The 24,531-nt window shown below is 43.6% G+C and carries 24 protein-coding genes; 21 read left to right on the top strand and 3 right to left on the bottom strand.

The features are described 5' to 3' along the window. Positions 1 to 72 precede the first annotated feature (72 nt). From CU633_RS03425 to CU633_RS03395, 7 genes are all read left to right on the top strand, one after another. Complete coding sequence (locus CU633_RS03425; RefSeq protein ID WP_101658330.1) at positions 73 to 789, top strand: YwiC-like family protein; 717 nt, start codon at positions 73 to 75, stop codon at positions 787 to 789. A gap of 236 nt (positions 790 to 1,025) precedes the next feature. After that, positions 1,026 to 1,376 carry a VOC family protein gene (locus tag CU633_RS03420; RefSeq protein WP_101658329.1) on the top strand — a complete coding sequence of 117 codons (351 nt, stop codon included), beginning with the start codon at positions 1,026 to 1,028 and terminating at the stop codon, positions 1,374 to 1,376. Between the two features lie 303 nt (positions 1,377 to 1,679). Beyond that, positions 1,680 to 2,270 carry a TetR/AcrR family transcriptional regulator gene (locus tag CU633_RS03415; protein WP_101658328.1) on the top strand — a complete coding sequence of 197 codons (591 nt, stop codon included), beginning with the start codon at positions 1,680 to 1,682 and terminating at the stop codon, positions 2,268 to 2,270. A gap of 78 nt (positions 2,271 to 2,348) precedes the next feature. Further along, positions 2,349 to 2,687, top strand: coding sequence for an antibiotic biosynthesis monooxygenase family protein (locus CU633_RS03410; RefSeq protein ID WP_101658327.1), 339 nt, complete (start codon positions 2,349 to 2,351; stop codon positions 2,685 to 2,687). A 100-nt stretch (positions 2,688 to 2,787) separates the two neighbouring features. Beyond that, positions 2,788 to 3,105, top strand: coding sequence for an antibiotic biosynthesis monooxygenase family protein (locus tag CU633_RS03405; protein ID WP_101658326.1), 318 nt, complete (start codon positions 2,788 to 2,790; stop codon positions 3,103 to 3,105). Between the two features lie 160 nt (positions 3,106 to 3,265). Continuing rightward, the gene (locus CU633_RS03400) at positions 3,266 to 3,808 is read left to right on the top strand and encodes an NADPH-dependent FMN reductase (protein ID WP_101658325.1); all 543 of its coding nucleotides are present in this window, start codon (positions 3,266 to 3,268) and stop codon (positions 3,806 to 3,808) included. A gap of 494 nt (positions 3,809 to 4,302) precedes the next feature. Continuing rightward, on the top strand, positions 4,303 to 4,806 hold the full coding sequence (locus CU633_RS03395; protein WP_101658324.1) for a DinB family protein: 504 nt from the start codon (positions 4,303 to 4,305) through the stop codon (positions 4,804 to 4,806). A 168-nt stretch (positions 4,807 to 4,974) separates the two neighbouring features. Here CU633_RS03395 and CU633_RS03390 read toward each other — a convergent pair whose 3' ends face one another. Continuing rightward, entirely contained in the window at positions 4,975 to 5,658 is a 684-nt protein-coding gene (locus CU633_RS03390; RefSeq protein ID WP_142383389.1) for a Crp/Fnr family transcriptional regulator, read from the bottom strand. Between the two features lie 233 nt (positions 5,659 to 5,891). Between CU633_RS03390 and argC the strand changes: the two genes are divergently transcribed. The 8 genes from argC to clpB all read left to right on the top strand — a co-directional run bounded on the left by argC (position 5,892) and on the right by clpB (position 18,010). Beyond that, positions 5,892 to 6,926: an N-acetyl-gamma-glutamyl-phosphate reductase gene (gene argC / locus CU633_RS03385; protein ID WP_101658322.1), complete on the top strand. Its 1,035-nt coding sequence runs from the start codon at positions 5,892 to 5,894 to the stop codon at positions 6,924 to 6,926. Positions 6,927 to 6,944: 18 nt separating this feature from the next. Further along, entirely contained in the window at positions 6,945 to 8,177 is a 1,233-nt protein-coding gene (gene argJ, locus CU633_RS03380; protein WP_101658321.1) for a bifunctional ornithine acetyltransferase/N-acetylglutamate synthase, read from the top strand. Further along, positions 8,140 to 8,991 carry an acetylglutamate kinase gene (gene argB, locus CU633_RS03375; protein ID WP_101658320.1) on the top strand — a complete coding sequence of 284 codons (852 nt, stop codon included), beginning with the start codon at positions 8,140 to 8,142 and terminating at the stop codon, positions 8,989 to 8,991. The genes argJ and argB overlap by 38 nt, the downstream gene beginning before the upstream one ends. Beyond that, positions 8,951 to 10,105: an acetylornithine transaminase gene (locus CU633_RS03370; RefSeq protein ID WP_101658319.1), complete on the top strand. Its 1,155-nt coding sequence runs from the start codon at positions 8,951 to 8,953 to the stop codon at positions 10,103 to 10,105. Before argB ends, CU633_RS03370 begins: the two co-directional genes overlap by 41 nt. A gap of 78 nt (positions 10,106 to 10,183) precedes the next feature. Next, positions 10,184 to 11,269, top strand: a complete 1,086-nt coding sequence (locus tag CU633_RS03365) for a carbamoyl phosphate synthase small subunit (protein WP_101658318.1) — start codon at positions 10,184 to 10,186, stop codon at positions 11,267 to 11,269. Continuing rightward, on the top strand, positions 11,262 to 14,375 hold the full coding sequence (locus tag CU633_RS03360; RefSeq protein WP_101658317.1) for a carbamoyl phosphate synthase large subunit: 3,114 nt from the start codon (positions 11,262 to 11,264) through the stop codon (positions 14,373 to 14,375). Before CU633_RS03365 ends, CU633_RS03360 begins: the two co-directional genes overlap by 8 nt. Then, positions 14,372 to 15,331, top strand: coding sequence for an ornithine carbamoyltransferase (argF, locus tag CU633_RS03355; RefSeq protein ID WP_101658316.1), 960 nt, complete (start codon positions 14,372 to 14,374; stop codon positions 15,329 to 15,331). The genes CU633_RS03360 and argF overlap by 4 nt, the downstream gene beginning before the upstream one ends. An 84-nt stretch (positions 15,332 to 15,415) precedes the next feature. Then, on the top strand, positions 15,416 to 18,010 hold the full coding sequence (clpB, locus tag CU633_RS03350) for an ATP-dependent chaperone ClpB (RefSeq protein WP_101658315.1): 2,595 nt from the start codon (positions 15,416 to 15,418) through the stop codon (positions 18,008 to 18,010). Positions 18,011 to 18,088: 78 nt separating this feature from the next. On the opposite strand, the gene CU633_RS03345 is transcribed toward clpB, so the two are convergent. Further along, positions 18,089 to 18,271, bottom strand: coding sequence for a YjzD family protein (locus CU633_RS03345; RefSeq protein ID WP_101658314.1), 183 nt, complete (start codon positions 18,269 to 18,271; stop codon positions 18,089 to 18,091). 241 nt (positions 18,272 to 18,512) lie between these two features. On the opposite strand from CU633_RS03345, the gene CU633_RS03340 reads away from it, so the two are divergent. The 4 genes from CU633_RS03340 to CU633_RS03325 all read left to right on the top strand — a co-directional run bounded on the left by CU633_RS03340 (position 18,513) and on the right by CU633_RS03325 (position 21,552). Beyond that, complete coding sequence (locus CU633_RS03340) at positions 18,513 to 19,250, top strand: hydrolase (RefSeq protein WP_101658313.1); 738 nt, start codon at positions 18,513 to 18,515, stop codon at positions 19,248 to 19,250. An 84-nt stretch (positions 19,251 to 19,334) separates the two neighbouring features. After that, entirely contained in the window at positions 19,335 to 20,192 is an 858-nt protein-coding gene (locus CU633_RS03335) for a hypothetical protein (RefSeq protein ID WP_101658312.1), read from the top strand. A gap of 198 nt (positions 20,193 to 20,390) precedes the next feature. Next, complete coding sequence (locus CU633_RS03330) at positions 20,391 to 21,341, top strand: BMP family ABC transporter substrate-binding protein (protein WP_101658311.1); 951 nt, start codon at positions 20,391 to 20,393, stop codon at positions 21,339 to 21,341. 22 nt (positions 21,342 to 21,363) lie between these two features. After that, the gene (locus CU633_RS03325) at positions 21,364 to 21,552 is read left to right on the top strand and encodes a ComZ family protein (RefSeq protein ID WP_101658310.1); all 189 of its coding nucleotides are present in this window, start codon (positions 21,364 to 21,366) and stop codon (positions 21,550 to 21,552) included. Between the two features lie 65 nt (positions 21,553 to 21,617). Here the strand turns inward: CU633_RS03325 and CU633_RS03320 are convergent, their stop codons facing one another. Beyond that, on the bottom strand, positions 21,618 to 21,845 hold the full coding sequence (locus CU633_RS03320; RefSeq protein WP_101658309.1) for a hypothetical protein: 228 nt from the start codon (positions 21,843 to 21,845) through the stop codon (positions 21,618 to 21,620). Positions 21,846 to 22,106: 261 nt separating this feature from the next. Here CU633_RS03320 and CU633_RS03315 point away from each other — a divergent pair, with 261 nt between their 5' ends. Both CU633_RS03315 and fabF read left to right on the top strand, forming a co-directional pair. Then, on the top strand, positions 22,107 to 23,039 hold the full coding sequence (locus CU633_RS03315; RefSeq protein WP_101658308.1) for a beta-ketoacyl-ACP synthase III: 933 nt from the start codon (positions 22,107 to 22,109) through the stop codon (positions 23,037 to 23,039). Positions 23,040 to 23,133: 94 nt separating this feature from the next. Further along, positions 23,134 to 24,372, top strand: coding sequence for a beta-ketoacyl-ACP synthase II (gene fabF / locus CU633_RS03310; RefSeq protein WP_101658307.1), 1,239 nt, complete (start codon positions 23,134 to 23,136; stop codon positions 24,370 to 24,372). Positions 24,373 to 24,531: the final 159 nt, after the last annotated feature.

Below are 24,531 nucleotides of genomic sequence, written 5' to 3'. Positions count from 1 at the left end.
TGATTTGTTTCACTTATTAAACGCCGGAAGTTCTATACACTTACAGTAGTACAGGTAAGGAGAGACATGATTATGAAGTTATTTTTGCCGAAACAGCATGGAGCATGGGCGATGCTGATTATTCCTTTTTGGCTGAGTGCAGCGGCTGCGGGAGTCCGCTTCGAACACATCCCTTTTTTCTTCGGCTGGCTCCTTTTATATTTAGCAACATATCCGATGCTCTTATTATTCAAAAAAAAGAAAGTAAACTTCTATATAGAGTGGACACTTATTTATCTCGTCCCTGCTTTGATTCTGCTGATGGCTCCTTTATGGGCAAGGCCATCGCTATTCTTCTTCGGGCTTTTGATGCTTCCGCTCTTTTTCGTTAATATTTATTTCTCGGGCAAGAATCAAGACCGGGCCCTTTTAAATGATTTCAGTGCTATCTTTGTTTTTGCGATTGCCGGGCTTGCAAGCGGGTATTTAAGTGCCGGAATGATTTCAGAGGACTTGGTTTTGATTTTCATCGCATCGGTTTTGTTCTTTGTCGGGAGCACCTTCTATGTGAAAACAATGATCAGGGAAAAGAAAAGCCTTTTATATAAACGGATTTCCTGGACGTATCATATCATCGTCCCGATTGTCTGGCTTGTCCTCGGGGAATGGCTGGCTGCTGTTGCCTTTTTGCCGAGCCTGATGAGGGCATTTGCTTTTTACGGAAAGCCGTATTCCATTAAAAAAGTTGGAATCCTTGAAATCGCCAATTCCGCTTTTTTCTTTACTGTAATGCTGATTGCTGTTATTTAAAAAAATCTTCATGGCCGCGTTCACTGGTCATGAAGATTTTTTATTTAGTCAATATTGTTTAGTAATAAAAAAGTTGTTTAATTAATGTAATAAAGTCGTTTAATTCATAATAAAGCTGTTTAAAAAGCTATGTGCGTACGAGAGATATATGGTACTGTTTAAGCAAATAGTTATTCAAGAATTGGGCCAGTTAATGAATAAAAAAATAGACATCAAAACTTTAGGAGGATGTGAAAATGAAGGTAAAGCGAATTGTTGCCAACATTGAGACGCAGGACATTTCTAAAGCAAAGTATTTTTACGAGGAAGTACTTGAACTTGATCAATTGATGGATATGGGATTTATTGCGACTTACGGTTCATCTGAAAAAGTGAATACTCAAATCAGTTTTCTCTCTGAGGGAGGTTCTGGGACGCCTGTGCCTGATTTGTCTATTGAAGTTGATGATCTTGACGATGCCTTAACTCGTATTAAAAAGGCAGGGATTCCAATTGAGTATGGACCAGTTGAGGAACCATGCGAGGTTCGGCGGTTTTTTGTAAGAGATCCATTCGGGAAGCTTGTCAATATTCTTACTCATCTTTAGATGAATGAGTAACAGGCGCGTTAAATGTCTTCTCCAAACGGGCGCAATTCTTGAATAAAGCTCCCAAATTAAAACGACTTTATTGTTATTTTTTTAAGAGCAATGAAGTAATCTACATCAAAAGTTAAACGACTTTATTTTAACCCCGTACTAATATGAGAACGGGGTTATACATGTTTGAGGTTTTAAAATTAAATAACTTTATTGTCATTCTACAAGTATATTGACAAATTTAAAACAGATGGTATATGATGGAACAAAAGAACAGTCAGTACTGACAGTCTATTCGGAAGAGGTGAGAGTATGAGTAGCAGTAATCATTTAAGCAACGATGCTAAGCTACTGTTGGCAGCTATCGATCTAATATCGGAGAAAGGCTACAATTGTGTATCTACCCAGGAAATCGCTGCTGCTGCAGGTTTGAGTGAAAAGACGCTGTTTCGTCGCTTTGGAAGTAAGCAAAATCTTCTCGAAATGGCATTTGACCGTTTTCACTATGCTGAAGAGATGACAAAACTTTTCAATGAGAAGCTTATGTGGGATTTACATGCAGATTTGCTCATGATTAGCAGGACGTACCATGAAATTATGAACCGCAACCGAAAAATGATTATGATCAGCATAAAGGAGGAAGGCAATATGCCAGGGTTTCGAGAAAGAACACAGAAACAGCCTCAACAATTAATGGAAATCTTAACAGATTATTTCACGGTTATGTTCGAGAAAGGCAAACTGATACGGACGAACCCGGAAGTTCAGGCTTTGTCGTTCATGGTGATGAATTTTGGTGCATTTATGAACGATCTGGAGTCCGATGCTAACTTTCCAACCGTATCACTGGAAGATTTTATAATGGAGAGTGTCCAGATATTCACTAGGGCTTTAACCCCCTAGTATTTTCAAAAAACAAAATTTTAGTTAGTAGGGTTAGTACTGACAGTCATCGCAACCATTCAAGGGAGGTAGAATAAAATGCCTATAATTGAAGAAAACCGATTCTTTACGGTGATGGTTGAGTTCGAAGTCGATCCACAACAACAGCAAACATTGATTAACGGTATCACCAATCAAGTTGAACAACACTTTAAGAGTTTCCCCGGATTCATCTCAGTGAGTTTCCATGCAAGTGACGATGGGTGGCGAGTGGTTAATTACGTCCAATGGCTCTCTAAGGAAGCTTGGCAGAGAAGCTTTCAAGCAACTGGCAACGACGAAGCCAAGGAAGCAATTGACGAGGTGATTAAGCTCTGCGGTGCCAAGATAGCGAAGGTCGATACCTTTCGCGTCGCTCGAGTGGTCAAGAACGCATGAAGGATGCGTAAAGCTCCCAACTTAGCGTTTCAAAAATTGGTCGCTGCATCAGCTAGTCTCGGTGTAGGTAAGATAATTTAAATAAAAGGAGGTTATTTAAATGAATTCTAGTAAATCAATAGTGTGGATTAATGTATTTACTGCGAAACCAGGCAAGCTAGATGAATTGGTCACTATCCAAGCTGAAGAATTACTGAACTTCAAGGATAAAGCTGTTCCTGGTTGGATTAGTAGTCGTTGGCATCGTTCTGTCGATAATAACAAGGCAATTATGATAACTACATTTGAGAGTATTGAATTTCATAAAAGTTGGTTAGAAAAAACTGACTTCTCGGAACATCTAAACAAGATTAAACATCTAATTGAAGGAGCAGAAGGTGGGTACTATACGGTTGTGGAAAACATTGAAAATTTTTGAAGTGCGCATTAAGACACCTTTTTTGTTTCTGAAGAGATCGAATCTTCCATAAGAATTAACGTTGAACACTTCATTTTTAAAAAACTAATTATCAATACACAAGGCATGGGGGGGTTTAAACAAATTATTTGGTGGACCAATTAATGAGGAGGAAAAAACTGTGAAAAAATTAAACATCGGAATTATCTTAGGAAGCACTCGCCAAGGACGTGTAAGCCCACAAGTAGGAAATTGGGTAAAGGAAATTGCTGACAAACGTGGAGATGCAAATTATGAAATCGTAGATATTGCAGACTTCAAATTACCTTTTTTAGGAGAAGGTACTGGTAATGAACCCGGATTAAAAGCTTGGTCAGAAAAACTTTCTAGCTTAGACGGATTCGTATTTATTGTTCAAGAATACAATCACAGCATTACAGGAGCATTAAAAAATGCACTAGATTCAGCACGCGATGAATGGAACAATAAGGCAGCTGGTATCGTAAGCTATGGTTCAACGGGTGGAGCTCGTGCAGCTGAACATTTACGTGGAATCTTAGGGGAATTATTAGTAGCGGACGTTCGTGTACACCCGACATTGTCATTATTTACAGATTTTGAAAGCTTTCGTACATTTAAACCAGCTGAATTACACCTTGATAATGTAAATGCCATGTTAGATCAAACTATCGCATGGAGCAAGGCATTGAAAACTTTACGATAAACACCACTACAAATATCTGTGGATTTAAAATAAAATTTGATAAAAACCCTGTATTAATACAGGGTTTCAAACTGTCGACAAATCCCCCCTTTCCGGGGATTTGTCGGCAGTTTTTTTATATAATGAAAATAGAACAATACAGAGGTGATTTGGATGTTGTCTAAAAATAATCAAATGAATCGCGATCAACTAGAGATGATTACACTTGAACAGTTGGTGCCTGAAGTTCACTTAGTTCGTAGCCAGATATATATTCTGGATGACCTTATAATACGAAGGGCGCGATTGTTGAACAACATAGGTACAAAATGATCAATTTTTTTTATAAAAACCAACCTTAAATCTGCTGGATAAGAATCCATTTTGATCAATCTTTTTTCAAAATGGATTCTTTTTATTTATCGTAAAATGCTGGCTTGTGGGGTATTTTTGATCAAACTTTATTTTAAAGCTACATTTTTGGATTTGATAATGAATAGTTAGGAGGAAAAAAGATGAGAAACTACATCCTCAAACAATTAAGATTCGTTCGAGAAAATACAATTGGTCACGTGGCAGAAATGAATGATGAGACATCACTTTTCATTCCAGAAGGATTCAATAATAATATCAAATGGAATCTAGGACATATATATGTTGTGCAAGAAAAGTTCTCATTTCATCTCACTGGAGAAAAAATGACAATGCCAAATCACTTTGCGGAATTATTCAGTACCGGCACTAAGCCAGCCGATTGGGAAGAACAGGTGTCACCAACGATTCGTGAATTAATTGGATTACTCGAAAATCAAGTTAACAGGATCGAGCAAACATTGGAATTTCGGATGAAAGAGGCGCTAGAGCAGCCCTATAATACGTCCACAGGTCTTACTTTATCAACAGTAGAAGAACTTATCAGTTTTTGTTTATACCATGAAGGTATGCATTTTGATACAATTAAATCGATCAAACGAATTATTCAAATGAGAGAAAGAATGAACTATTTTAGAGAGAACTAAAATGTAATTATGAAGAGTCTCACTTTTTTAAACAATTTTATTGTTACTGTTTTGTAACATTTTATAGGATCTACATAAGGATTAAATAACTTTATTCTAGCACCGTCCATTTTTGCGGACGGTGCTATGCGTGCTAGAATCCTCAAAATTAAATGATTTTATTGTCACTCAACAAATATTACAGATATCAACCGGGCAGTTTTCACAATCGATTTCAAGCTTTAAATAATCGAGATCATGAATCGTGATCAAGCTTTTATCAATGCTGATGATGTCATTTTTGCGCAGTTCGCCGAGCAGCCGGTTGACCACTTCTCTTGAGGTGCCGCAAAAGTTGGCAAGGTCCTGGTTGGTGAGGGGAACGTTGATTAAAATCCCGTTTATTCCGGCAACTCCGTAGCTGTTTGAAAAACGGATTAACGTTGAATATAAAGCGCCTTTTTTTCCATGCAGGACAAGATCGCGAAATTTTGTTTGCGTTTTCCGATGCTGTCCGCTGAGCCATCTCATGAATTCCAGCGCTGCCCGGCTGTTTTTGGCAAGCTTTTCCTCGAGATGGTCTTTATAAATGACAGCCACTTCACCGCTTTCGATTACTTTTGCGCTCAGCATATATTTAGGTGCAGGACAAAACAAAGAAAGCTCCCCGATTAAATCTCCTGCGGAACACATTCTTAACGTCAATTCACGGCCATCGGGAACCATTTTGCTGATTTGCACTTTTCCGCTTTGAATCAGGAAAAGCTCACCGGCATTTTCCCCTTCCTGAAAAAGGAATGCCCCCTTTTCCGTTTTCCGCATATGATGCACCATTTGGAAGATCTCTGTTAATTCAGCCGAAATTTCTGCCATTACCTGCATGTTTTAACCACCTTTTGAAGGTGCGAAACTGTCTCGCTTTTAAATATTTTAAAAATAAAAAATGTTTACCGTCAACTATATAAAAAATAAAAATATAAAACAGTTTAAAAATTTAGTTTTTACGGTTGCTTTCTTAAAGCTAAATTCTTATAATAAGAGAAACATATTTTTCATAAATATAAGTTTTTATGATTAAATATACATTTTTCTCAAGGGGGAAATAAATGAACGTTTCTATTATCGGAACAACCGGGTATGGCGGTGCTGAATTATTAAGGATTCTGCATTCTCACCCTGTATACAATATACAATCAATTCATTCAACAAGAGAAGAGCTTCCCATCAGTGAGGAATATCCGCACTTAACAGGTATCCTTGATCACCGGCTTGAAAAAATTGATCCCGATAAAATCGCTGAACATTCCGGGCTTGTCTTTCTGGCTACCCCATCAGGTGTTTCCGGCAAGCTGGCAGAGGCGTTTGCGGACACGGACATCCAAATCGTTGATTTATCAGGGGATTTGCGCTTAAAACAAAGCTATGTTTATGAAAAATGGTACGGACACAATGCAGTCGATCCGAAAATCGTAAATGAGGCTGTATACGGATTATCAGAGTGGAACAGTACGGAAGTGGCCCGGGCGAGGATTTTGTCCAATCCCGGTTGCTATCCGACTGCTGCTTTACTAGGCCTTGCTCCTGTCGTTATCAATAAATTGATCGATCCGGACATGATTATCATCGATGCAAAGTCAGGGGCTTCCGGGGCGGGGCGCGCAGCTTCAAAAGGAACAAATTTTTCGGAAGTAAACGAAAATCTAAAAATCTATAAAGTCAATGAGCACCAGCATATCCCGGAAATTGAACAGCAATTAAAACTGTGGAATGAAGCGATTGGCAACATCACGTTCAGCACGCATTTGCTGCCGATCACAAGGGGGATTATGGCGACCATGTACGTTCAACTGCTCGAACCTGTTTCGACAGATGAAATAATTGATTTATACAGGGAAATGTATAAAAATCATCCATTTGTCAGAATCCGGCCAGTTGGTACTTATCCGTCCATTAAAGAGGTTGCCGGTTCCAATTATTGTGATATTGGCCTGAATGCGGACGAAAGAACAGGCAGGCTGACGATAGTGTCGGTGATCGATAATTTAGTGAAAGGGGCGGCCGGCCAGGCTGTCCAAAATTCAAACCTCATGAATGGGCTTGATGAAAAAGCCGGTTTGGAATTTGTACCTTATTATCCGTAACAGGGAGGATGGAATATTTTGCAAACGATTACCGTGAAAAAGGGAATACAAGAGTTGACAGAAGGGAGCATCCTGTCACCAAAAGGCTTTAAAGCCGATGGGGTTCACGCCGGCATGCGTTATGCAAAAAAAGATGTGGGCGTGATCGTCAGTGAAACTCCGGCAAGCTGCGCTGCCGTTTATACAACAAATCTCTTTCAGGCTGCACCGCTAAAGGTGACAATGGAAAGCGTGGCGCAGGAAGGCCTGGTGCAGGCGGTAATTGTAAATAGTGCATGTGCGAATGCGTGCACAGGAGAACAGGGATTGAGAGACGCCTATAAGATGAGGGAACTGACAGCCCGCAAGTTGAATATAAAAGAACATTATGTCGCGGTTGCATCGACCGGAGTGATTGGTGAATATTTACCGATGGATAAAATTGAAAAAGGAATTGCCGGCTTGTCTCCCGGAGCAGATGAAAGCAATGCTGAAAGCTTTCAAACTGCTATTCTGACAACGGATCTGGTCATGAAAAAATCGTGTTTTTCCGCAGTGATTGATGGAAAGACCGTAGTAATGGGCGGAGCGGCGAAAGGGTCGGGAATGATCCATCCAAACATGGCGACGATGCTTGCCTTTTTAACGACGGATGCCAACATCGCTTCCGGCCACTTAAGTGCAGCACTGAAAGAAGTGACCAACCGGACCTTTAACCAAATCACCGTTGACGGGGATACTTCAACAAACGATATGGTGCTTGTCATGGCAAATGGAAAAGCCTGCAATGACGCGCTAACGCCTAATCACCCTGACTGGCCTTTGTTTGTCGAGCTGCTCGCGGCAAGCTGTGAAAGCCTCGCAAAGCAAATAGCGAAAGATGGGGAAGGCGCTACAAAGCTGGTTGAAGTGAACGTAACCGGAGCAGCTGACAACTATGATGGCAATATGATTGCCAAGCAAATCGTTGGCTCCAATCTCGTCAAAACAGCCGTATACGGTGCGGATGCAAATTGGGGACGGATTATTTGCGCGATCGGCCAAAGCACAGCCAGCCTTAATCCTGAGACAGTTGATATATCGATCGGCCCGATTAAGATGTTGTCCAACAGTGAGCCGCAGTCATTTTCGGAACAAGAGGCGACAGAGTATCTGAAGAGCGACTTTATTCAAATATTTGTCGATGTAAACGAAGGAGACGGGGTCGGCAAAGCGTGGGGGTGCGATTTAACCTATGACTATATCAAAATTAACGCAAGCTACCGAACATAATGGAAATAAAGTTGTCGTCATTAAATGCGGGGGCAGTGTAATCGAGTCTCTGGCACCTGCCTTTTTTAAAAGCTTGCACGAGCTTAAAAAGCAAGGCTGGCAATTTGTTTTCGTCCATGGCGGCGGCCCGGATATCAATAAGCTTCTCGCACTGTATGATGTAGCACCTGAATTCCATAACGGCCTGCGGAAAACATCAGCCGAAACGATGCAGGTTGTAGAAATGGTCTTAACAGGGCAAACAAATCGAAAATTGGCTGAGCTTCTCGGTCAATATGATTTTAACCCGATCGGGTTAAGCGGCAGTGATGGGAACTGCCTGAAAGCCAGGTTTATTAACAAAAAAGAGCTTGGATTTGTTGGAGAAGTCATTGAAGTGAACAAAAGCGTCATTAACATGCTGTTAAAGGAAAAATTCACTCCTGTGATCACCCCGGTCGGTGTCACAGCGGATGGCACAAAGCTGAATATTAACGCAGATTATGCCGCTGCCGCGGTGGCGCACGCTTTACAGGCGGAATGCTGCATATTTGTTACCGATGTGGAAGGAATCATAATTGGAGATTCTGTGGTATCCCATTTAACGCCTGAAGACATCGATGCATATATATTAGAGGGCCAAATTTACGGGGGAATGATTCCAAAAGTGGAATCAGCGCTTGCCGCTGTTAAACGGGGCGTCAAAAATGCGATGATCGTGTCAGGAAAGGGCGCCATCTATCAAGATGCACAATGGAAAGGCACAACTATAAGCAGAAAAGCGGGGTATGATGATGAGTTATCTGTTTCCAACATATACAAAGTGGGAAGTTGAACCGGCTTCGGCTGTCGGTACGATTTTGATAGATAAGAACGGGAAGCACTACCTCGACTTTACGTCCGGAATTGGTGTATGCAATCTGGGGCACAGGCCAAAGCCGGTTGAGGATGCGATCGAGCAGCAATTAGCCCAATACTGGCATGTATCAAATTTATTTGTGATTGACAAACAGGAAGCCGCCGCGAAAATGCTTGCTGATGCAGCAGGGCTTGACTTGGTGTTTTTTGCGAACAGCGGTGCTGAAGCAAATGAGGCTGCCATTAAGCTGGCCCGGAAACAAACGGGAAAGTATAAAATCATCACCTTTAAAAATTCCTTCCATGGACGCACGTTCGCAACGATGGCGGCGACAGGACAAGAAAAAGTGAAAATCGGTTTTGGGCCGATGCTTGAAACTTTCGTGACAATTCCGTTTAATGACATTGCTGCACTTGAAAAGGAAATGTCCGATGAAACGGCAGCTGTCATGCTTGAAGTCATCCAGGGTGAAGGCGGAATCATCACCGCAGAAGAACAATTCCTGGCAAAAGTAGCTCAGTTATGTAAAAACCATCAAGCCTTGCTGATTATCGATGAAATTCAGACAGGAATCGGCAGGACCGGCAAACCGTTCGCCTTCCAGCATTTCGGGCTGAAGCCTGATATTGTGACAGCGGCGAAAGGCTTGGGAAGCGGGCTGCCAATCGGAGCAGTGATTGGAAAAGGAAATCTCAGCTCTGCATTCGGCCCGGGCAGCCATGGCTCAACCTTTGGCGGAAACCCGCTCTCAGTTGCCGCAGCCACTGCTACAATGGAGGTTATTTTTGCTGACACCTTCCTTGCAGATGTAAAGGAGAAAGGCGAATACTTGTTGGAGGCATGTTCTTCTTTATTACCATTGCCCCAAGTAAAAGAAATACGGGGCCTTGGCATGATGCTGGGGATTCAATTAAATGTTAACGTTCAGGAGACGCTCGCAGCATTAAGAAAAGAAGGTTTGCTGGCACTGCCTGCGGGAGAAAACGTCCTTCGGCTCCTGCCGCCGCTAACCGTTACCGAACAAGAAATGCACCAGGCGGTATCGATAATCCAAAACGCGTTAACCACTCAATCATTAACGGCCGTTTAAGGCTAAATTTTTTGACATGGAGTGCATAAAAAACATATAAAATTTATAAATATGCAAAAAAGTGAAGAGGTGTGCAAGTTGAAAGGTTCCCTTTATTTGAAGAGCGGAGAGTGTTTTGAAGGAGAATGGCTTACAGCCGTCCCCAAACAGCATATACAGGGAGAAATCGTCTTTTTTACCGGGATGACAGGATATCAGGAAGTGCTGACAGACCCTTCTTATAAAGACCAAATTATTGTGTTCACATATCCATTGATCGGCAATTATGGAATCAATCAGGAGGACTTTGAAAGCAAAATTCCGCATGTTGCCGGGGTGATCGTCTATGAATCACACGAAGCAGCCTTCCATTATGAAGCGAAATGGACATTGAAGGAATACTTGCAAAAGTGGAATATTCCGATGCTCGGCCGCGTTGATACGAGAGCATTGGTGAAGAAAATCCGCAATAAAGGCACGATGCCTGCCTTATTAACCGCAGAAAAGAATGATGATAAGCTGATCCGGCTTAATACTGAGCTGGGCTATAAAGTACGCAGTGTGTCCGGTACGGAAGCGAAAATGTATGGAGAAGGCGACCTTCACATTGTTTTGATTGATTTTGGCTACAAAAAGTCGATTTTATCGTCTTTGCTGAAGCGAAATTGCCGGGTTACAGCCGTCCCATTCAATACACCGGCAAAAGAGATTGAAAAATTGCATCCTGACGGGATCCTTTTATCGAACGGGCCGGGAGATCCAAAAGAATTGGCAGGATTGATGCCTGATCTAAATAAGCTGCTCCGCCGCTTTCCGACACTTGGCATTTGCCTCGGTCACCAGCTTGCAGCGCTCTCTTTTGGCGGCAATACCGAAAAGCTCGCGTTTGGGCACCGGGGCGCAAACCATCCGATTAAAGATATTAAAACAAACTCGGTGTTAATGTCGTCGCAAAACCACAGCTATGTTGTGGAAGAGAAAAGTTTGCGGGGAACAGGCTTCGATGTCCGCTTTTATCATTTGCATGACGGGTCCATAGAAGGACTGACCCATCAGGAATATCCCGTCCAAACGGTCCAATTCCATCCCGAATCGAATCCGGGACCTGCCGACGGCGAGTATATCTTCGACGAATTTATCGAGCTTATCAAAACATACAACGGGAGAATTGTTGCATATGCCTAAAGATACGAGTATTCAGTCCATTCTTCTCATCGGCTCGGGGCCGATCATCATCGGCCAGGCTGCCGAATTTGATTATGCGGGAACACAGGCATGCCTGGCTCTTAAAGAAGAAGGTTATAAAGTCATTCTAGTAAACAATAACCCGGCAACGATTATGACAGACCACAGCTTTGCCGATGCGATTTATTTTGAGCCGCTGACAGCTGATGTCCTGGAGAAAATCATTGAAAAAGAACGGCCTGACGGAATGCTGGCTACACTTGGCGGACAAACCGGACTGAATCTGGCTTTTCAGTTAAGCGAAAATGGCGTTCTTGACAAGTATAATGTCAGGCTGCTCGGAACGACGATTGAGTCGATTAAGAAAGGCGAGGACAGGGAAGCCTTTCGCGAGCTGATGAAAGAGCTGGGAGAGCCGGTACCCGAAAGTACGATTGTGACATCTTCAGAAGAGGCGCTGCAATTTGCCAGTGAAATCGGCTATCCGATTATCGTCAGGCCGGCTTACACGCTCGGTGGAACCGGCGGGGGCATCGCGGACAACCCGGAAGAGCTCGTCCAGCTTACTGCAGGGGGACTGAAAGAAAGCGCAATTGGCCAGTGTCTGATTGAAAAAAGCATTGCCGGATTTAAGGAAATCGAATACGAAGTAATGCGAGATGCGACTGGAACTTGCATTACGATTTGCAATATGGAAAATATTGATCCTGTTGGCATCCATACCGGTGATTCCATTGTAATCGCCCCTTCGCAAACATTGACGGACGAAGAATACCAAATGCTGCGCTCGGCTTCTGTGAAAATTATTTCAAGCCTTGGCATTATCGGTGGCTGCAATATCCAATTTGCCCTCGATCCTGAAAGCAAGAATTATTATTTAATTGAGGTAAATCCACGCGTCAGCCGTTCGTCAGCGCTTGCATCAAAAGCAACAGGATATCCGATCGCCAGGATAGCTGCAAAGCTTGCTGTCGGCTACTCTTTAAGCGAATTGAAAAACCCGGTCACAAAAGACACGCTGGCCAGCTTTGAACCGTCGCTTGACTATGTGGTAGTCAAAATTCCCAAATGGCCTTTTGATAAATTTCCAGGCGGAAACCGCACCCTTGGAACACAAATGAAAGCGACCGGGGAAGTCATGGGGATTGACCGTAATTTCGAGCGGGCTTTCCTAAAAGCAGTTCAGTCACTTGAAATCAATACAATTGATTTAAAGCACCCTGAATGGGAGCTAAAAACGACTGACGCTTTATTGGAAAGCTTAAAAACAGCCGATGATGAACGCTTCCTTGTCATATTTGAATTGATGCGCCGCGGTTATGATCTTTTAAAGATCCACGAACAAACGAAAATTGACCTGTTCTTTTTAACTTGTTTTTCGCGGATGGTGGAGCTCGAGCAAACGATCGCAAAAACGTCAATTGATTCTGTAACGAAAGACAGTCTGCAGATTTTCAAGGAAAAAGGTTTTAGCGATAAATTTATCGCCCAACAATGGAATGTTGCCGAAAAAGATGTCCGCGAAAAACGAAAGTCGCTCGGTATTGTACCTGCCTATAAAATGGTTGATACATGTGCTGCGGAATTTGAAGCAAAATCAACTTATTTCTATTCCAGCTACTTCGGTGAAAACGAACAACTCCCTTCCAGTAAACAAAAAGTATTGATCATCGGAAGCGGTCCAATTCGAATCGGCCAGGGAATCGAGTTTGATTATTGTTCAGTTCATGGTGTTTTCTCTTTAAAAGATGAAAATATCGAAACGATCATGATCAATAACAATCCTGAAACAGTCAGTACCGATTTTGCGACAGCAGACCGGCTTTACTTTGAACCGCTTACGGTCGAATCGATCATGAACGTGATCGAAGCGGAACAGATAGCCGGGGTGATTGTTCAACTCGGGGGACAGACAGCCTTGAATCTCGCGAAACAGCTGGAGGAATATGGAGTTTGCCTTCTTGGCACGAGTTCCGAAACAATCGATATTCTTGAGGACAGGGAACGCTTTTATGAGCTGCTGGCCAGTTTGAAAATTCCGCGTATTGACGGTGAGATGGCCACTTCTCCTGAGGAAATCATCGAAGCGGCGAAACGAATCGGATTGCCCATTTTAATCAGGCCTTCATATGTCATTGGCGGGAAGGGGATGGAGCTGATCCAATCAGAGGAGGAGTTAATCTCCTATTTGAACAATCCACACATTCCCTATCCCGTCCTCGTTGATAAATTTTTATCTGCGATTGAAGCGGAGATGGATGTCGTTGCGGACGGGGAAAACATTCTTGTTCCAGCGATCATGGAGCATATTGAAAAAACAGGAGTTCATTCCGGTGATAGCATTTCCGTGCTGCCCGCCCAGAGCATCGATCAGGAAGCACAAGCAAAAATGCTGAGCTATGCAAAGCGGGTTGTCCAGAAGTTGAACTACAAAGGGATCATGAATATTCAATATATTATTGATGGAGAACGTGTTTACCTGTTGGAGATCAACCCGCGCGCAAGCCGGACGGTTCCGATCGTCAGCAAAGCGACTGGGGTACAGCTGGTCCAAATTGCGACAAAAATATTGCTTGGGAAATACTCTTTGCCAAGTGAAAATGGACTTTTGGAGCATGTGCCGTTTGTATGTGTGAAGTACCCCGTTTTCTCCAATTACGCATTGCGGGGAATTGACCCGAAGGTTGGTCCGGAAATGAAATCAACCGGAGAAGGAATCAGCTTTGCTGAGAACCTGCCGGCTGCCTTAAGTAAATCCTTTCATTCCGCGCTTAAAGCCCGTCAAGAAGGCAAGGCCATTGTCTTTTTACAAGGTGAAAGCACAGAAGAATGGCTCCAGCTTGCAAAAGATGCGGGCGTCAAATTGATCCAGCCGGAAGACGTTGAAAAACAGCTGAAAGCCGCTGATACAGCTGCTTTTTTCAGTACAGGAAAATCGGAACAAGCTCGCGAATTGCGGGAGCTTGCGGTCAGGAACCGGGTATTGAATTTTACGGAAAAAGAAACACTATCAGCATTTTTAAGCGGATTGCAAAATAAAAGCTTTACTGTCAACAAGCTTGCCGAATGGCAGGAAATGATGAAAAAGGATGTGACAGCGGTATGATTCCCGTAAAAGATAAAGGCACAGCAATGAACCTTAAAGGTAAGGATTTTCTGACTCTGGCTGATTTTTCGCCTGAAACGATAAAGGGATTGCTTGCGAAAGCAAAGAAATTGAAAAATTCATTGTTGCTTGGTGAACAGCCACCTCTGCTAAAGGGAAAGATTTTGGGGTTGATTTTTGAAAAGCCCTCAACGAGGACGCGTGTCTCGTTTGAAGCGGGCATGCTCCAGCTTGGCGGCAATGCCCTGTATTTAAACAGCCATGATTTACAGCTTGGGAGAGGCGAGACGATCGCTGATACCGCGAAGGTCTTATCACAGTATCTGGATGGAATCATGATTCGCACCTTTTCTCATAAGACGATTGAGGAGCTGGCATTGCACGCTGATATTCCCGTTATCAATGGGTTAACGGACCTGTACCACCCTTGCCAGGCGCTCGCAGATTTGCTGACGATTGAAGAAAAGCTTGGCTCGCTAAACGGTGTCAAAATTGCTTATGTGGGTGATGGAAATAATGTGGCCAACTCGTTAATGATCGGTGCTGCAAAAGTTGGCAGCCATATTGTGATCGCGTCGCCAAAAGGCTATGAACCGCCTGCCAATGTTGTGGCGATTGCCGAAAAAGCGGCAAAAGAAAGTGGAGCAAAGGTGACGATCTGCAATGATCCTTACGAAGCGGTCAAGGATGCCAATGTCATCTATACCGATGTTTGGACGAGTATGGGCCAGGAAGCTGAAAACGCTCAGCGACTCGAGATTTTCAAAGATTTTCAGGTAAATAAGCAGCTTGTCGAGCTTGCAAATAAAGACTTTTTGTTCTTGCATTGCTTACCGGCACACCGCGGGGAAGAAGTGACCGCAGAAGTCATCGACAGCGGGCATTCAGCAGTGTTTGAACAGGCAGGAAACAGGCTTCATGCTCAAAAAGCACTGCTCGCAGAGATATTAGGTTGAATAGAAGGGGCTGGCAATTGGAATTGCCAGCCCCTGTTTGTTATAATAAGGTTAAAAAGGTCAGGAAAGGTCAAGGTGATCGGCATGGATTTTAATCGAATGACTGAACGGCTCCAGCAAGGGTTGATCAGGGCTCAAGCAATCGCCGCCCGGCACGAACATCAGGAAGTGGATGAAACCCATCTTTTTGCAGCTTTAATGGAACCGCCAGATAGTTTGATCCGTTCTGTTTTCGCAAAATTAAAGCTCGATCACGATCAGTTTATCAATGAACTTGAAAAAGACCTCCTAAAAAAGCCGCGGGTGACCGGAAGTGGGGCGGCACAGGGGCAGCTCTATATCACTTCAGCATTACGGCGCCTTTTTAGCGAAGCAGAAGCTGAGATGAAAGAATGGAAAGATGAATACTTATCGGTGGAGCATCTTTTGCTGGCCGCAATAAAAGCAAAGAATTCTGCAGCAGGACAAGCATTGAAAAAGGTTGGCTGTACTGAAAAGTCCATGATGACAGTAATCAAAGAGATCAGGGGGGATCAACGGGTGACATCGCAAAATCCTGAAGCAACATACAATGTTCTTGAGAAATACGGAAGGGATTTGGTTGCCGAAGTAAAGGCCGGCAAAATGGATCCTGTTATCGGAAGAGACAGCGAAATCCGTCATGTCATTCGGATTCTTTCGCGAAAAACAAAAAACAATCCAGTTTTGATTGGCGAGCCCGGCGTCGGTAAAACGGCGATCGTCGAAGGTCTCGCCCAGCGCATTGTCCGCAAGGATGTGCCGGAAGGGTTAAAGGATAAAACCGTGTTTGCCCTTGATATGAGTTCTTTAATTGCCGGAGCCAAGTTTCGCGGTGAATTTGAAGAACGGTTAAAAGCCGTTTTGCAGGCAGTGAAAAAGAGTGAAGGCAGGATTCTGCTCTTCATCGACGAACTGCATACGATTGTCGGGGCCGGAAAAACGGAGGGGGCAATGGATGCAGGCAATATGCTGAAGCCGATGCTGGCACGGGGCGAGCTTCATTGTATTGGGGCAACTACCCTCGATGAGCACCGGAAGTATATTGAAAAGGATCCGGCTTTGGAACGGCGTTTCCAGCAAGTGCTCGTCCAGGAGCCTGATGTCGAAGATACAATTTCGATATTGCGGGGGTTGAAGGAGCGGTTTGAGATTCACCATGGAGTCAATATTCATGACCGGGCCCTTGTTTCTGCCGCGACGATGTCAAATCGTTACATTACCGACAGGTTCCTGCCTGATAAAGCGATTGACCTGGTCGATGAAGCGTGTGCGATGATCCGGACCGAAATTGATTCAATGCCTTCCGAATTGGATGAAGTTACCCGCAGAGTGATGCAGCTCGAGATCGAAGAGGCCGCACTCAGTAAAGAAACAGACGATGCAAGCAGGAGAAGGCTTGCCAATCTTCAAAAAGAACTCGCCGATCTGCGCGAACGTGCCAATGCAATGAAAGCTCAATGGCAGCTGGAAAAGGAAGCAATTCAAACTGTCCGGCAAAAGCGGGAGCTGCTTGAAAAGCTGCGGAGAGAGCTGGCTGAAGCTGAAAATCAATACGATTTAAACCGGGCGGCGGAGCTGCGCCATGGAAAGATCCCGGCTCTTGAAAAAGAACTGAAGGAGCTCGAAACAAAAGAAAGGGAAAATGAAGGCAGCCGTTTTTTACGGGAAGAGGTGACCGAAGAAGAAATTGCCCATGTTGTCGCAAGATGGACGGGAGTGCCAGTGTCAAAACTTGTTGAAGGCGAACGCGAAAAGCTTTTAAAACTGGAGAGCGTCTTGCATGAGAGGGTCATAGGCCAGGAAGAAGCTGTCAGGCTTGTATCGGATGCGGTTTTGCGGGCCAGGGCAGGCATTAAGGACCCAAACCGTCCGATCGGCTCATTTCTGTTTCTCGGCCCTACCGGAGTGGGAAAAACAGAGCTTGCAAAAGCACTTGCACAATCTCTGTTCGACAGTGAGGATCATATTGTGCGCATCGACATGTCGGAATACATGGAAAAGCATGCTGTCTCACGGCTGATTGGAGCGCCCCCGGGCTATGTCGGTTATGAAGAAGGCGGCCAGTTGACTGAAGCGGTTAGAAGAAAGCCGTACACAGTCATCCTCCTCGACGAAATCGAAAAAGCGCACCCTGAGGTCTTTAATATATTGCTGCAAATGCTTGATGACGGGCGGATTACCGATTCCCAGGGCCGGACAGTCGATTTTAAAAATACTGTGATCATTATGACGTCCAATATCGGCTCGCATTTTTTACTCGAATCACGTTCAGATACAGGTGAGCTTGATGAAACGGTCCGGGAACAAGTGAACGGAGCGCTAAAAGCCCACTTTCGGCCCGAGTTTCTTAATCGCATCGATGAAACGATCTTATTTAAGCCTTTAAGCCTTTTCGAGATCGAAGAGATTGTCGCCAAGCTTATTGCCGAGCTGCAAACAAGGCTCGAAGATCAGGAAATCATCTTAACGATTTCAGACGAAGCAAAACAGTTTATCGCTGCAAACGGATTTGACCCTGTATACGGGGCAAGGCCATTAAAGAGGTATATTCAGCGCCATGTGGAGACAAAGCTTGCCCGGCAAATCATCGCCGGTGAAATTACCGGCAAAAACAGGGTCCATATTGACGTCGAAGAAAACGAGCTGGTCCTTAAATAATCAAAAAAATCATCCTTCGAAAAGGATGATTTTTTTGTGTATTGTAATTTTCTTTTGGGTAACTGATTCTTAAACGGCTTAGTGCTTTTCAACAGGGTCATTCGGCAAAATTTGTGATACAACAATAATTAATACTGTTACAATGACTGCAAGGATCGATCCGGCTTTTAAGTCAAATTCGGCACCCATCATTGAGCCCGTTACATAATTCAGCATTTGGATAAGAAGAAACGTCCAGAAGAAGGTCCAGAAATAACGCATTCGTATTCACCTCATAATAGTTGCTTTTAAGTGGACAGCTATCATAGCCGCTTTTGCTTTTTTTATTTTATCATAAGGATAACAAATAATAAATGTGTAAGAAAGTATTTTCTCTTCATCAACCTGCGGGCTTTTCTAAAAAAATAATCAGCTTTTCCCTATTAAACTGGGCTAACTCCCGTTCAATTTGTGACAGCTGTCATACATTATTATGATAAAAGCGACAAAGGAGTTTTTGAGAATGGAAAACCGGAACTTTCAGTTGGATACCGAATGGAACATGGTTCATTATCCCGAAAAACCGAATGGTTTCGGTATCTTAATCATTGGAGATGATCGGCAGTTTGTTGATGCGAAAAATAGCTTTTGGACGCAAAATGAAGGTAAGAGCACGCTGCTGAAAAAGCTAAAAGAGACCGGATACACAGTATTCTATTCGAATCTTTACGGGAAGAATTGGGGGAGTAAAAAAGCAGCAAGGCTTGCCCAGCGGTTATATGAACATATGATGAAAAATGAAATATTAAATGAAAAGGTTCACATTCTGGCTGAAGGAATGGGGGCATTAACCGCTTTAAAGCTGGCTTCGGAAATGGGACCTGCTATTCGTTCATTCGTATTTATAAATCCGGTCCTGTCACTCGCCCACCATCTTGAACAGGAGAAAGAACATAAGTTTTTCTATAAAAAGCTTGTCAAGGAAATAGCTGCGGCCCATGAAGTGGGACCGGACGACATTGAGGAAACGATCCGTCATGAAGGAAGAACCCCCAATATAAACGGGCAGATTCCGATGCTGATGATTCATGTGCTGGCAGGAAAGCGCAGCTTTGATCAATTTTCGGCGATGAAAAAGCTTTTGAACGAGTGGAAAGAGAAGCAAATTCCTGTGTCGATCTGCTATATACTCCCGGAAAAAAATCAGCAGATTGGACGCCAGGTGATTAAATTTTTTAAAAAACATGAAAGTGTATTGTAATCCATATCGTACAAATTGCGGTGAGAAATAATTTACTTTCCTTGAGCATAGGATACAGTGAGAGTCGTTCAGGGAGGCATCATGATGGACAAGGCAATTATAATCGGCGCGTTTGAATTTATCGGGTTTAGTCTTAGTAAACATCTGCTTGAACAGGGCATTGAAGTAGATGGTATTCATATAGATACCGGGGATCAGGGCTTTTTCGTAAATGGAAAACGGCTCGAAATAGGCAGAAATGCTAATTTTACAGAAATAGACTTTGACGATTGGATCAAATCGGATGAGGTCCCGGATGAACAGTTTGTGACGGTCGTTTCATTATACGATTATTTTATTAATCAACAGGAATCGTTGTTATTACCGGAACACTGTTTTTGCGATAAGCTGCAGGAGCTCCTGTCATATCAACATGCCCGGACTGTATTGTTGCTGCCGGCCCAATATTGTTGCGGGGAAGGGTTAACCGATTTGAAAAAATCCTCCAGGAACGATTTATATACATTATTAAAGGAAAAAGCTCCTTCATTGATGAAAGTCTATTTGCCAACAGTTTACGGGCCGTGGCAATCACCGGTCAGCCTGTTTCAGCAGCTTTTTTTGAAAGAGCTTGACCAGAGGCATTTGATTCCTGAAAAAGATGACCGCGAGTGGACGGATGATGCGATTTATGTAGACGATGCTGTTGAAACGATCGGGGCGCTCATCGACGAGCCGGCACCCCGCAGCTTTTTGCTGGCCAATGAAGAACCGGGCCACTGGCACAAGTGCGCAGAGCTTCTTGGCGTAGATGATGATAAGGATCGACTAGTACAGACAAGAAAGCTGCAAGACAAAAACGACATTACGGTCAAAAAGGTAAAAATGAGTTTAACTGCCGAAGAAGCTTTAAAGAAGCAAAAAGAGCACCTGGAAAAATCGCTATTGTTTGAGAGCGATTAAACCAGGATATGAGATAAAAGGAAAAAAATCTTTTCAATTAATTCACATAAGGGTAGAATGAAAGAGATTGAGGATCGGGGCTCGCATATAATGTAAGCCCCTCTGCTTTTGGGGAAAAAGCAGCTCTCGACGATATTTTATTCGGATTCGGGAGAGATTCTTTTAAATTGTGACAGGGCAAAAAAGGAGCTGCATAATATGCTGAAACGTTTCACAGGCTTTCTACTATGCCTTCTTTTGCTGGCCGGCTGTGATCAGCCAATGAAATCAGGGAAATTGGAAAAGGCAGGTTTACTGGTGCCTGAAACAATTAACGATCAAGTCTGGGGTACAAAAGGGTACAAAGGTATGCTAAAAATCCAGTCCCATTTTAACGTGGATGTTTATTATAAAGAAGACATGAATTCCGAAATGATTGTCGAACGGGCTGTAGAAGAATTTGCCCAAAAGGGAGTCAATTTAATTTTCGGTCATGGTAATGAATATGCCGTTTACTTTAACCAACTATCGGAAAAATACCCGGATATTCATTTCGTCAGTTTTAATGGCGACGCCCAAAATGAAAATACAACCAGCTTGAATTTTGAAGGTTATGCAATGGGGTTTTTCGGGGGAATGGTGGCTTCCCATATGTCGAAAACAAAACGGGTTGGCATCATCGCAGCGTATGAATGGCAACCTGAAGTGGAAGGCTTTTATGAAGGTGCTCTTTTTGAAGATAACGAAGTGAGAGTTGAGATTGAATACGTTGGGCATTGGGACGATGACGAGGGTGCAATTCGTTATTTGGACAAGATGATTCATGAAGGGGCGGATGTTATTTATCCCGCAGGGGACGGCTATAACGTCCCGATTATTGAAAAAGTAAAAGAGCATGGGCTCTATGCAATTGGTTATATTTCCGATCAAGCAGACCTCGGGGAAACAACCGTTTTGACGAGCACAGTCCAGCATGTCGACAAGCTGTATGAGGTTGTTGCAGAAGAATTTGACAATGGAAAACTTAAATCAGGCAATTTATATTATGATTTCAGCGACGATGTTATTTCGCTCGGGGAATTCAGTTCTGTTGTCGATCAAGAATTCGAAAACAAGATTCGCGAGCATATCGAAGTGTATCGCGAAACCGGCAAACTGCCAAATAAATAGGATTATGATGGAGGAGTTCACTTTGCAAGATAAAACGATGGAATTTATGCAGATTGCGATGAAATATCTGCCTGAAGCAAAACAACAGCTCGACGAAGCAGGTATAGAGCTGACGCCCGATCTGATCCAGCCATTTATGACAATATTCACTAAAGTGATGTCAGAAGCGTATGAGCTGGGAAGAGAAGAAGCACTCAAGGAAAAAGAATAAATAAAAAGCGCCGCTTGTCAGCGGCCGGTCTCCTCAACTCACCCTGCATCGAAGCACGCGGTGAGTTACTTTTTGGGGAAATATTTTTTCACAACAGGTGTTACCATATTAAGGAGCGGTTTTAACTCTTTAACGGATGCTACAATTTGATCTACTTGTTCGATTAATTGAGTATAATTAATCTCATCATTTGCGGGTTTGTGCGGTTGGTTTCTCCGATCACCGAACATAAACCGTGAAAAACGGTCATCTCCCCTTGCTTTTACTGGAGTTTTTTCTTCTTCCAACCCCATGTCATTACCTCCTTCGATCGCTTTTGCTAGTAAAATATGAATGAACGGCTTCGAATGCGCTGGACAACTGTCTATGATCACAGGAGATTTTTAGGATGGGGAAGGATGAAAAATAGTTGCGTTTTAGCTCCATTTTTAATAAAATTAGTACCAAGTCATAACAATAGATAATAAAGAATAATGCAGGGGGCCTTCGTATATGGGACTTTTGCTTATCATCCTTCCAGAACCCCATTTAATTATAAAAAAGGAGTTGGCTTCATGAACGCCGGGATCATTGGAATTGGCAGATGTTTGCCTGAAAAAATTGTAACCAACAAGGACTTGGAGAAAATCATGGATACCTCGGATGAATGGATCAGAACCAGGACGGGAATAGAAGAAAGAAGAATTGCCGATCAAGACACAGATACATCGGAGCTCGGCTATCAAGCAGCTGTAAAAGCGCTTGAGAATGCGGGAATTAACGCGGAGCAAATAGATTTAATCCTTGTTGCAACGGTTACGCCCGATCGGCCATTTCCATCAGTATCTTGTATGCTCCAGGAACGTCTCGGCGCGAAAAAAGCTGCCGCAATGGATATAAGTGCAGCGTGTGCCGGCTTTATGTACGGAATGGTTACAGCCAAGCAATTTATCGAAACTTCGGCGTATAAATATGTTTTGGTTGTTGGTGTTGAAAAACTTTCAAAAATCACCAATTGGGAGGACCGGAACACAGCCGTATTATTTGGGGACGGTGCAGGAGCCGTCATCATGGGACCCGTTAGTGAGGGACGGGGGATACTCGCTTTCGAATTAGGCGCAGATGGTACAGGAGGAAAACACCTGTACCAGGACGAATATCTCATAATGAACGGAAGGGAAGTATTCAAATTCGCTGTCCGTCAAATGGGAGAAAGCTGTATAAATGTTTTGGAGCAGGCTGGCCTGAAGAAAGAGGACGTCGATTTCTTTGTTCCCCATCAGGCAAATATTCGCATTATGGAATCAGCGCGGGAGCGACTTGAGCTTCCCGAAGAGAAAATGTCGAAAACGGTTCATAAATATGGGAATACTTCAGCGGCATCGATACCCATTTCAATCGTCGAGGAACTTGAAGCTGGTAAAATAAAAGATGGAGATTTAATTATCATGGTAGGGTTTGGCGGAGGCTTAACATGGGGAGCGATAGCGCTTCGCTGGGGGCTTTAATTTGTTGAATGAAGAGACTCATGTTTATAGCAGAGTCCAGCCCGTTTCAGGCTAAAAAGGGGATTACATTTTGATGATAAGGGGATGGATATAAATGGAAAATCGAAGGGTAGTAGTCACCGGAGTCGGTGCGGTCACACCGTTGGGCAACGATGCTGAAACCTCGTGGCAGAACGCCATTGCCGGAGTTTCAGGGATCGGGTTAATGACAAGGGTTAACCGTGAAGAATATCCCGCAAAGGTAGCGGCAGAGTTAAAGGACTTTAATGTTGAAGCCTTTATCGATAAAAAAGACGCAAGAAAAATGGACCGCTTTACACATTATGCGGTTGCAGCTTCTTTAATGGCTGTAAAGGACGCAGGTCTTGAAATCAATGAGAAAAATGCGCCAAGAGTAGGGGTCTGGATCGGTTCCGGAATCGGCGGAATGGAAACATTCGAGCAGCAGTATGAAACCTTCCTTAATCGGGGATATCGCCGCGTCAGCCCGTTCTTTGTACCGATGATGATTCCTGACATGGCAGCTGGCCAGGTATCGATTATTCTCGGTGCTAAAGGGTTTAATTCCTGCACCGTAACCGCTTGTGCTACCGGCACAAATTCAATTGGCGATGCTTTCAAGGTAATCCAGCGCGGAGATGCAGATGCGATGGTTACTGGAGGCGCGGAGGCTCCGATCACAAAAATGTCTGTTGCCGGCTTCTGTTCCAATACGGCGCTGTCCACCAATCCTGATCCTGCCACAGCGAGCCGTCCCTTTGATATTAACCGTGACGGATTCGTCATTGGCGAGGGCGCTGGTATCGTTGTCCTTGAAGAACTTGAACACGCAAAGGAGCGCGGCGCTAAAATTTATGCGGAAATTGTCGGCTATGGAGCGACAGGGGATGCCTACCATATCACGGCACCTGCACCAGCAGGCGAAGGCGGAGCCAGGGCGATGAAAATGGCTCTTGAAAACGGCGGGCTTAACCCGGACGAAATTGATTATATCAACGCCCATGGTACAAGCACAGAGTATAATGATAAATTTGAAACGCTGGCAATCAAGGAAGTATTCGGAGACCATGCGTATAAGCTGGCGGTCAGCTCAACAAAATCGATGACTGGCCACTTGCTCGGTGCAGCGGGTGGAATCGAAGCGATTTTTACGGTGCTCGCCATAAAAGAAGGAGTCCTGCCTCCAACAATCAACTTGGAAAATCCGGACCCTGAATGCGATCTGGATTACATTCCTAACAAAGCCCGCACGCAGGAAATAACGGCTGCGATCAGCAATTCACTTGGCTTTGGCGGTCATAATGCGACACTCGCATTCCGCAAATACGAATAGAATAAGGAAAGAGCGGTCAAATACCGCGCCAGGCTGTCGAGAAACTCGACAGCCTTTAATTTTTGTCTTCAAATGGTGTCTATGGAGAGGAGCATTATTCTAGACAAATTTGTAATTGTCTAGACAAATTTACATAAATATAGTTTTTTCCTTACTTTC

Source organism: Bacillus sp. V3-13 (assembly GCF_002860165.1).
GTDB lineage: Bacteria > Bacillota > Bacilli > Bacillales > Cytobacillaceae > Bacillus_BJ.
Note: the sequence above shows the minus strand (reverse complement) of the source record. Positions and strands in the feature narration are given on the sequence as shown.

Excerpts from the sequence above, each read along its gene's own strand:
- CU633_RS03425 (WP_101658330.1), top strand. The coding sequence starts at position 73 with ATGAAGTTATTTTTGCCGAAACAGCATGGAGCATGGGCGATGCTGATT.
- CU633_RS03420 (WP_101658329.1), top strand. The coding sequence starts at position 1,026 with ATGAAGGTAAAGCGAATTGTTGCCAACATTGAGACGCAGGACATTTCT.
- CU633_RS03415 (WP_101658328.1), top strand. The coding sequence starts at position 1,680 with ATGAGTAGCAGTAATCATTTAAGCAACGATGCTAAGCTACTGTTGGCA.
- CU633_RS03410 (WP_101658327.1), top strand. The coding sequence starts at position 2,349 with ATGCCTATAATTGAAGAAAACCGATTCTTTACGGTGATGGTTGAGTTC.
- CU633_RS03405 (WP_101658326.1), top strand. The coding sequence starts at position 2,788 with ATGAATTCTAGTAAATCAATAGTGTGGATTAATGTATTTACTGCGAAA.
- CU633_RS03395 (WP_101658324.1), top strand. The coding sequence starts at position 4,303 with ATGAGAAACTACATCCTCAAACAATTAAGATTCGTTCGAGAAAATACA.
- CU633_RS03390 (WP_142383389.1), bottom strand. The coding sequence starts at position 5,658 with ATGGCAGAAATTTCGGCTGAATTAACAGAGATCTTCCAAATGGTGCAT.
- argC (WP_101658322.1), top strand. The coding sequence starts at position 5,892 with ATGAACGTTTCTATTATCGGAACAACCGGGTATGGCGGTGCTGAATTA.
- argB (WP_101658320.1), top strand. The coding sequence starts at position 8,140 with ATGACTATATCAAAATTAACGCAAGCTACCGAACATAATGGAAATAAA.
- CU633_RS03370 (WP_101658319.1), top strand. The coding sequence starts at position 8,951 with ATGAGTTATCTGTTTCCAACATATACAAAGTGGGAAGTTGAACCGGCT.
- CU633_RS03360 (WP_101658317.1), top strand. The coding sequence starts at position 11,262 with ATGCCTAAAGATACGAGTATTCAGTCCATTCTTCTCATCGGCTCGGGG.
- argF (WP_101658316.1), top strand. The coding sequence starts at position 14,372 with ATGATTCCCGTAAAAGATAAAGGCACAGCAATGAACCTTAAAGGTAAG.
- clpB (WP_101658315.1), top strand. The coding sequence starts at position 15,416 with ATGGATTTTAATCGAATGACTGAACGGCTCCAGCAAGGGTTGATCAGG.
- CU633_RS03345 (WP_101658314.1), bottom strand. The coding sequence starts at position 18,271 with ATGCGTTATTTCTGGACCTTCTTCTGGACGTTTCTTCTTATCCAAATG.
- CU633_RS03340 (WP_101658313.1), top strand. The coding sequence starts at position 18,513 with ATGGAAAACCGGAACTTTCAGTTGGATACCGAATGGAACATGGTTCAT.
- CU633_RS03335 (WP_101658312.1), top strand. The coding sequence starts at position 19,335 with ATGGACAAGGCAATTATAATCGGCGCGTTTGAATTTATCGGGTTTAGT.
- CU633_RS03330 (WP_101658311.1), top strand. The coding sequence starts at position 20,391 with ATGCTGAAACGTTTCACAGGCTTTCTACTATGCCTTCTTTTGCTGGCC.
- CU633_RS03320 (WP_101658309.1), bottom strand. The coding sequence starts at position 21,845 with ATGGGGTTGGAAGAAGAAAAAACTCCAGTAAAAGCAAGGGGAGATGAC.
- CU633_RS03315 (WP_101658308.1), top strand. The coding sequence starts at position 22,107 with ATGAACGCCGGGATCATTGGAATTGGCAGATGTTTGCCTGAAAAAATT.
- fabF (WP_101658307.1), top strand. The coding sequence starts at position 23,134 with ATGGAAAATCGAAGGGTAGTAGTCACCGGAGTCGGTGCGGTCACACCG.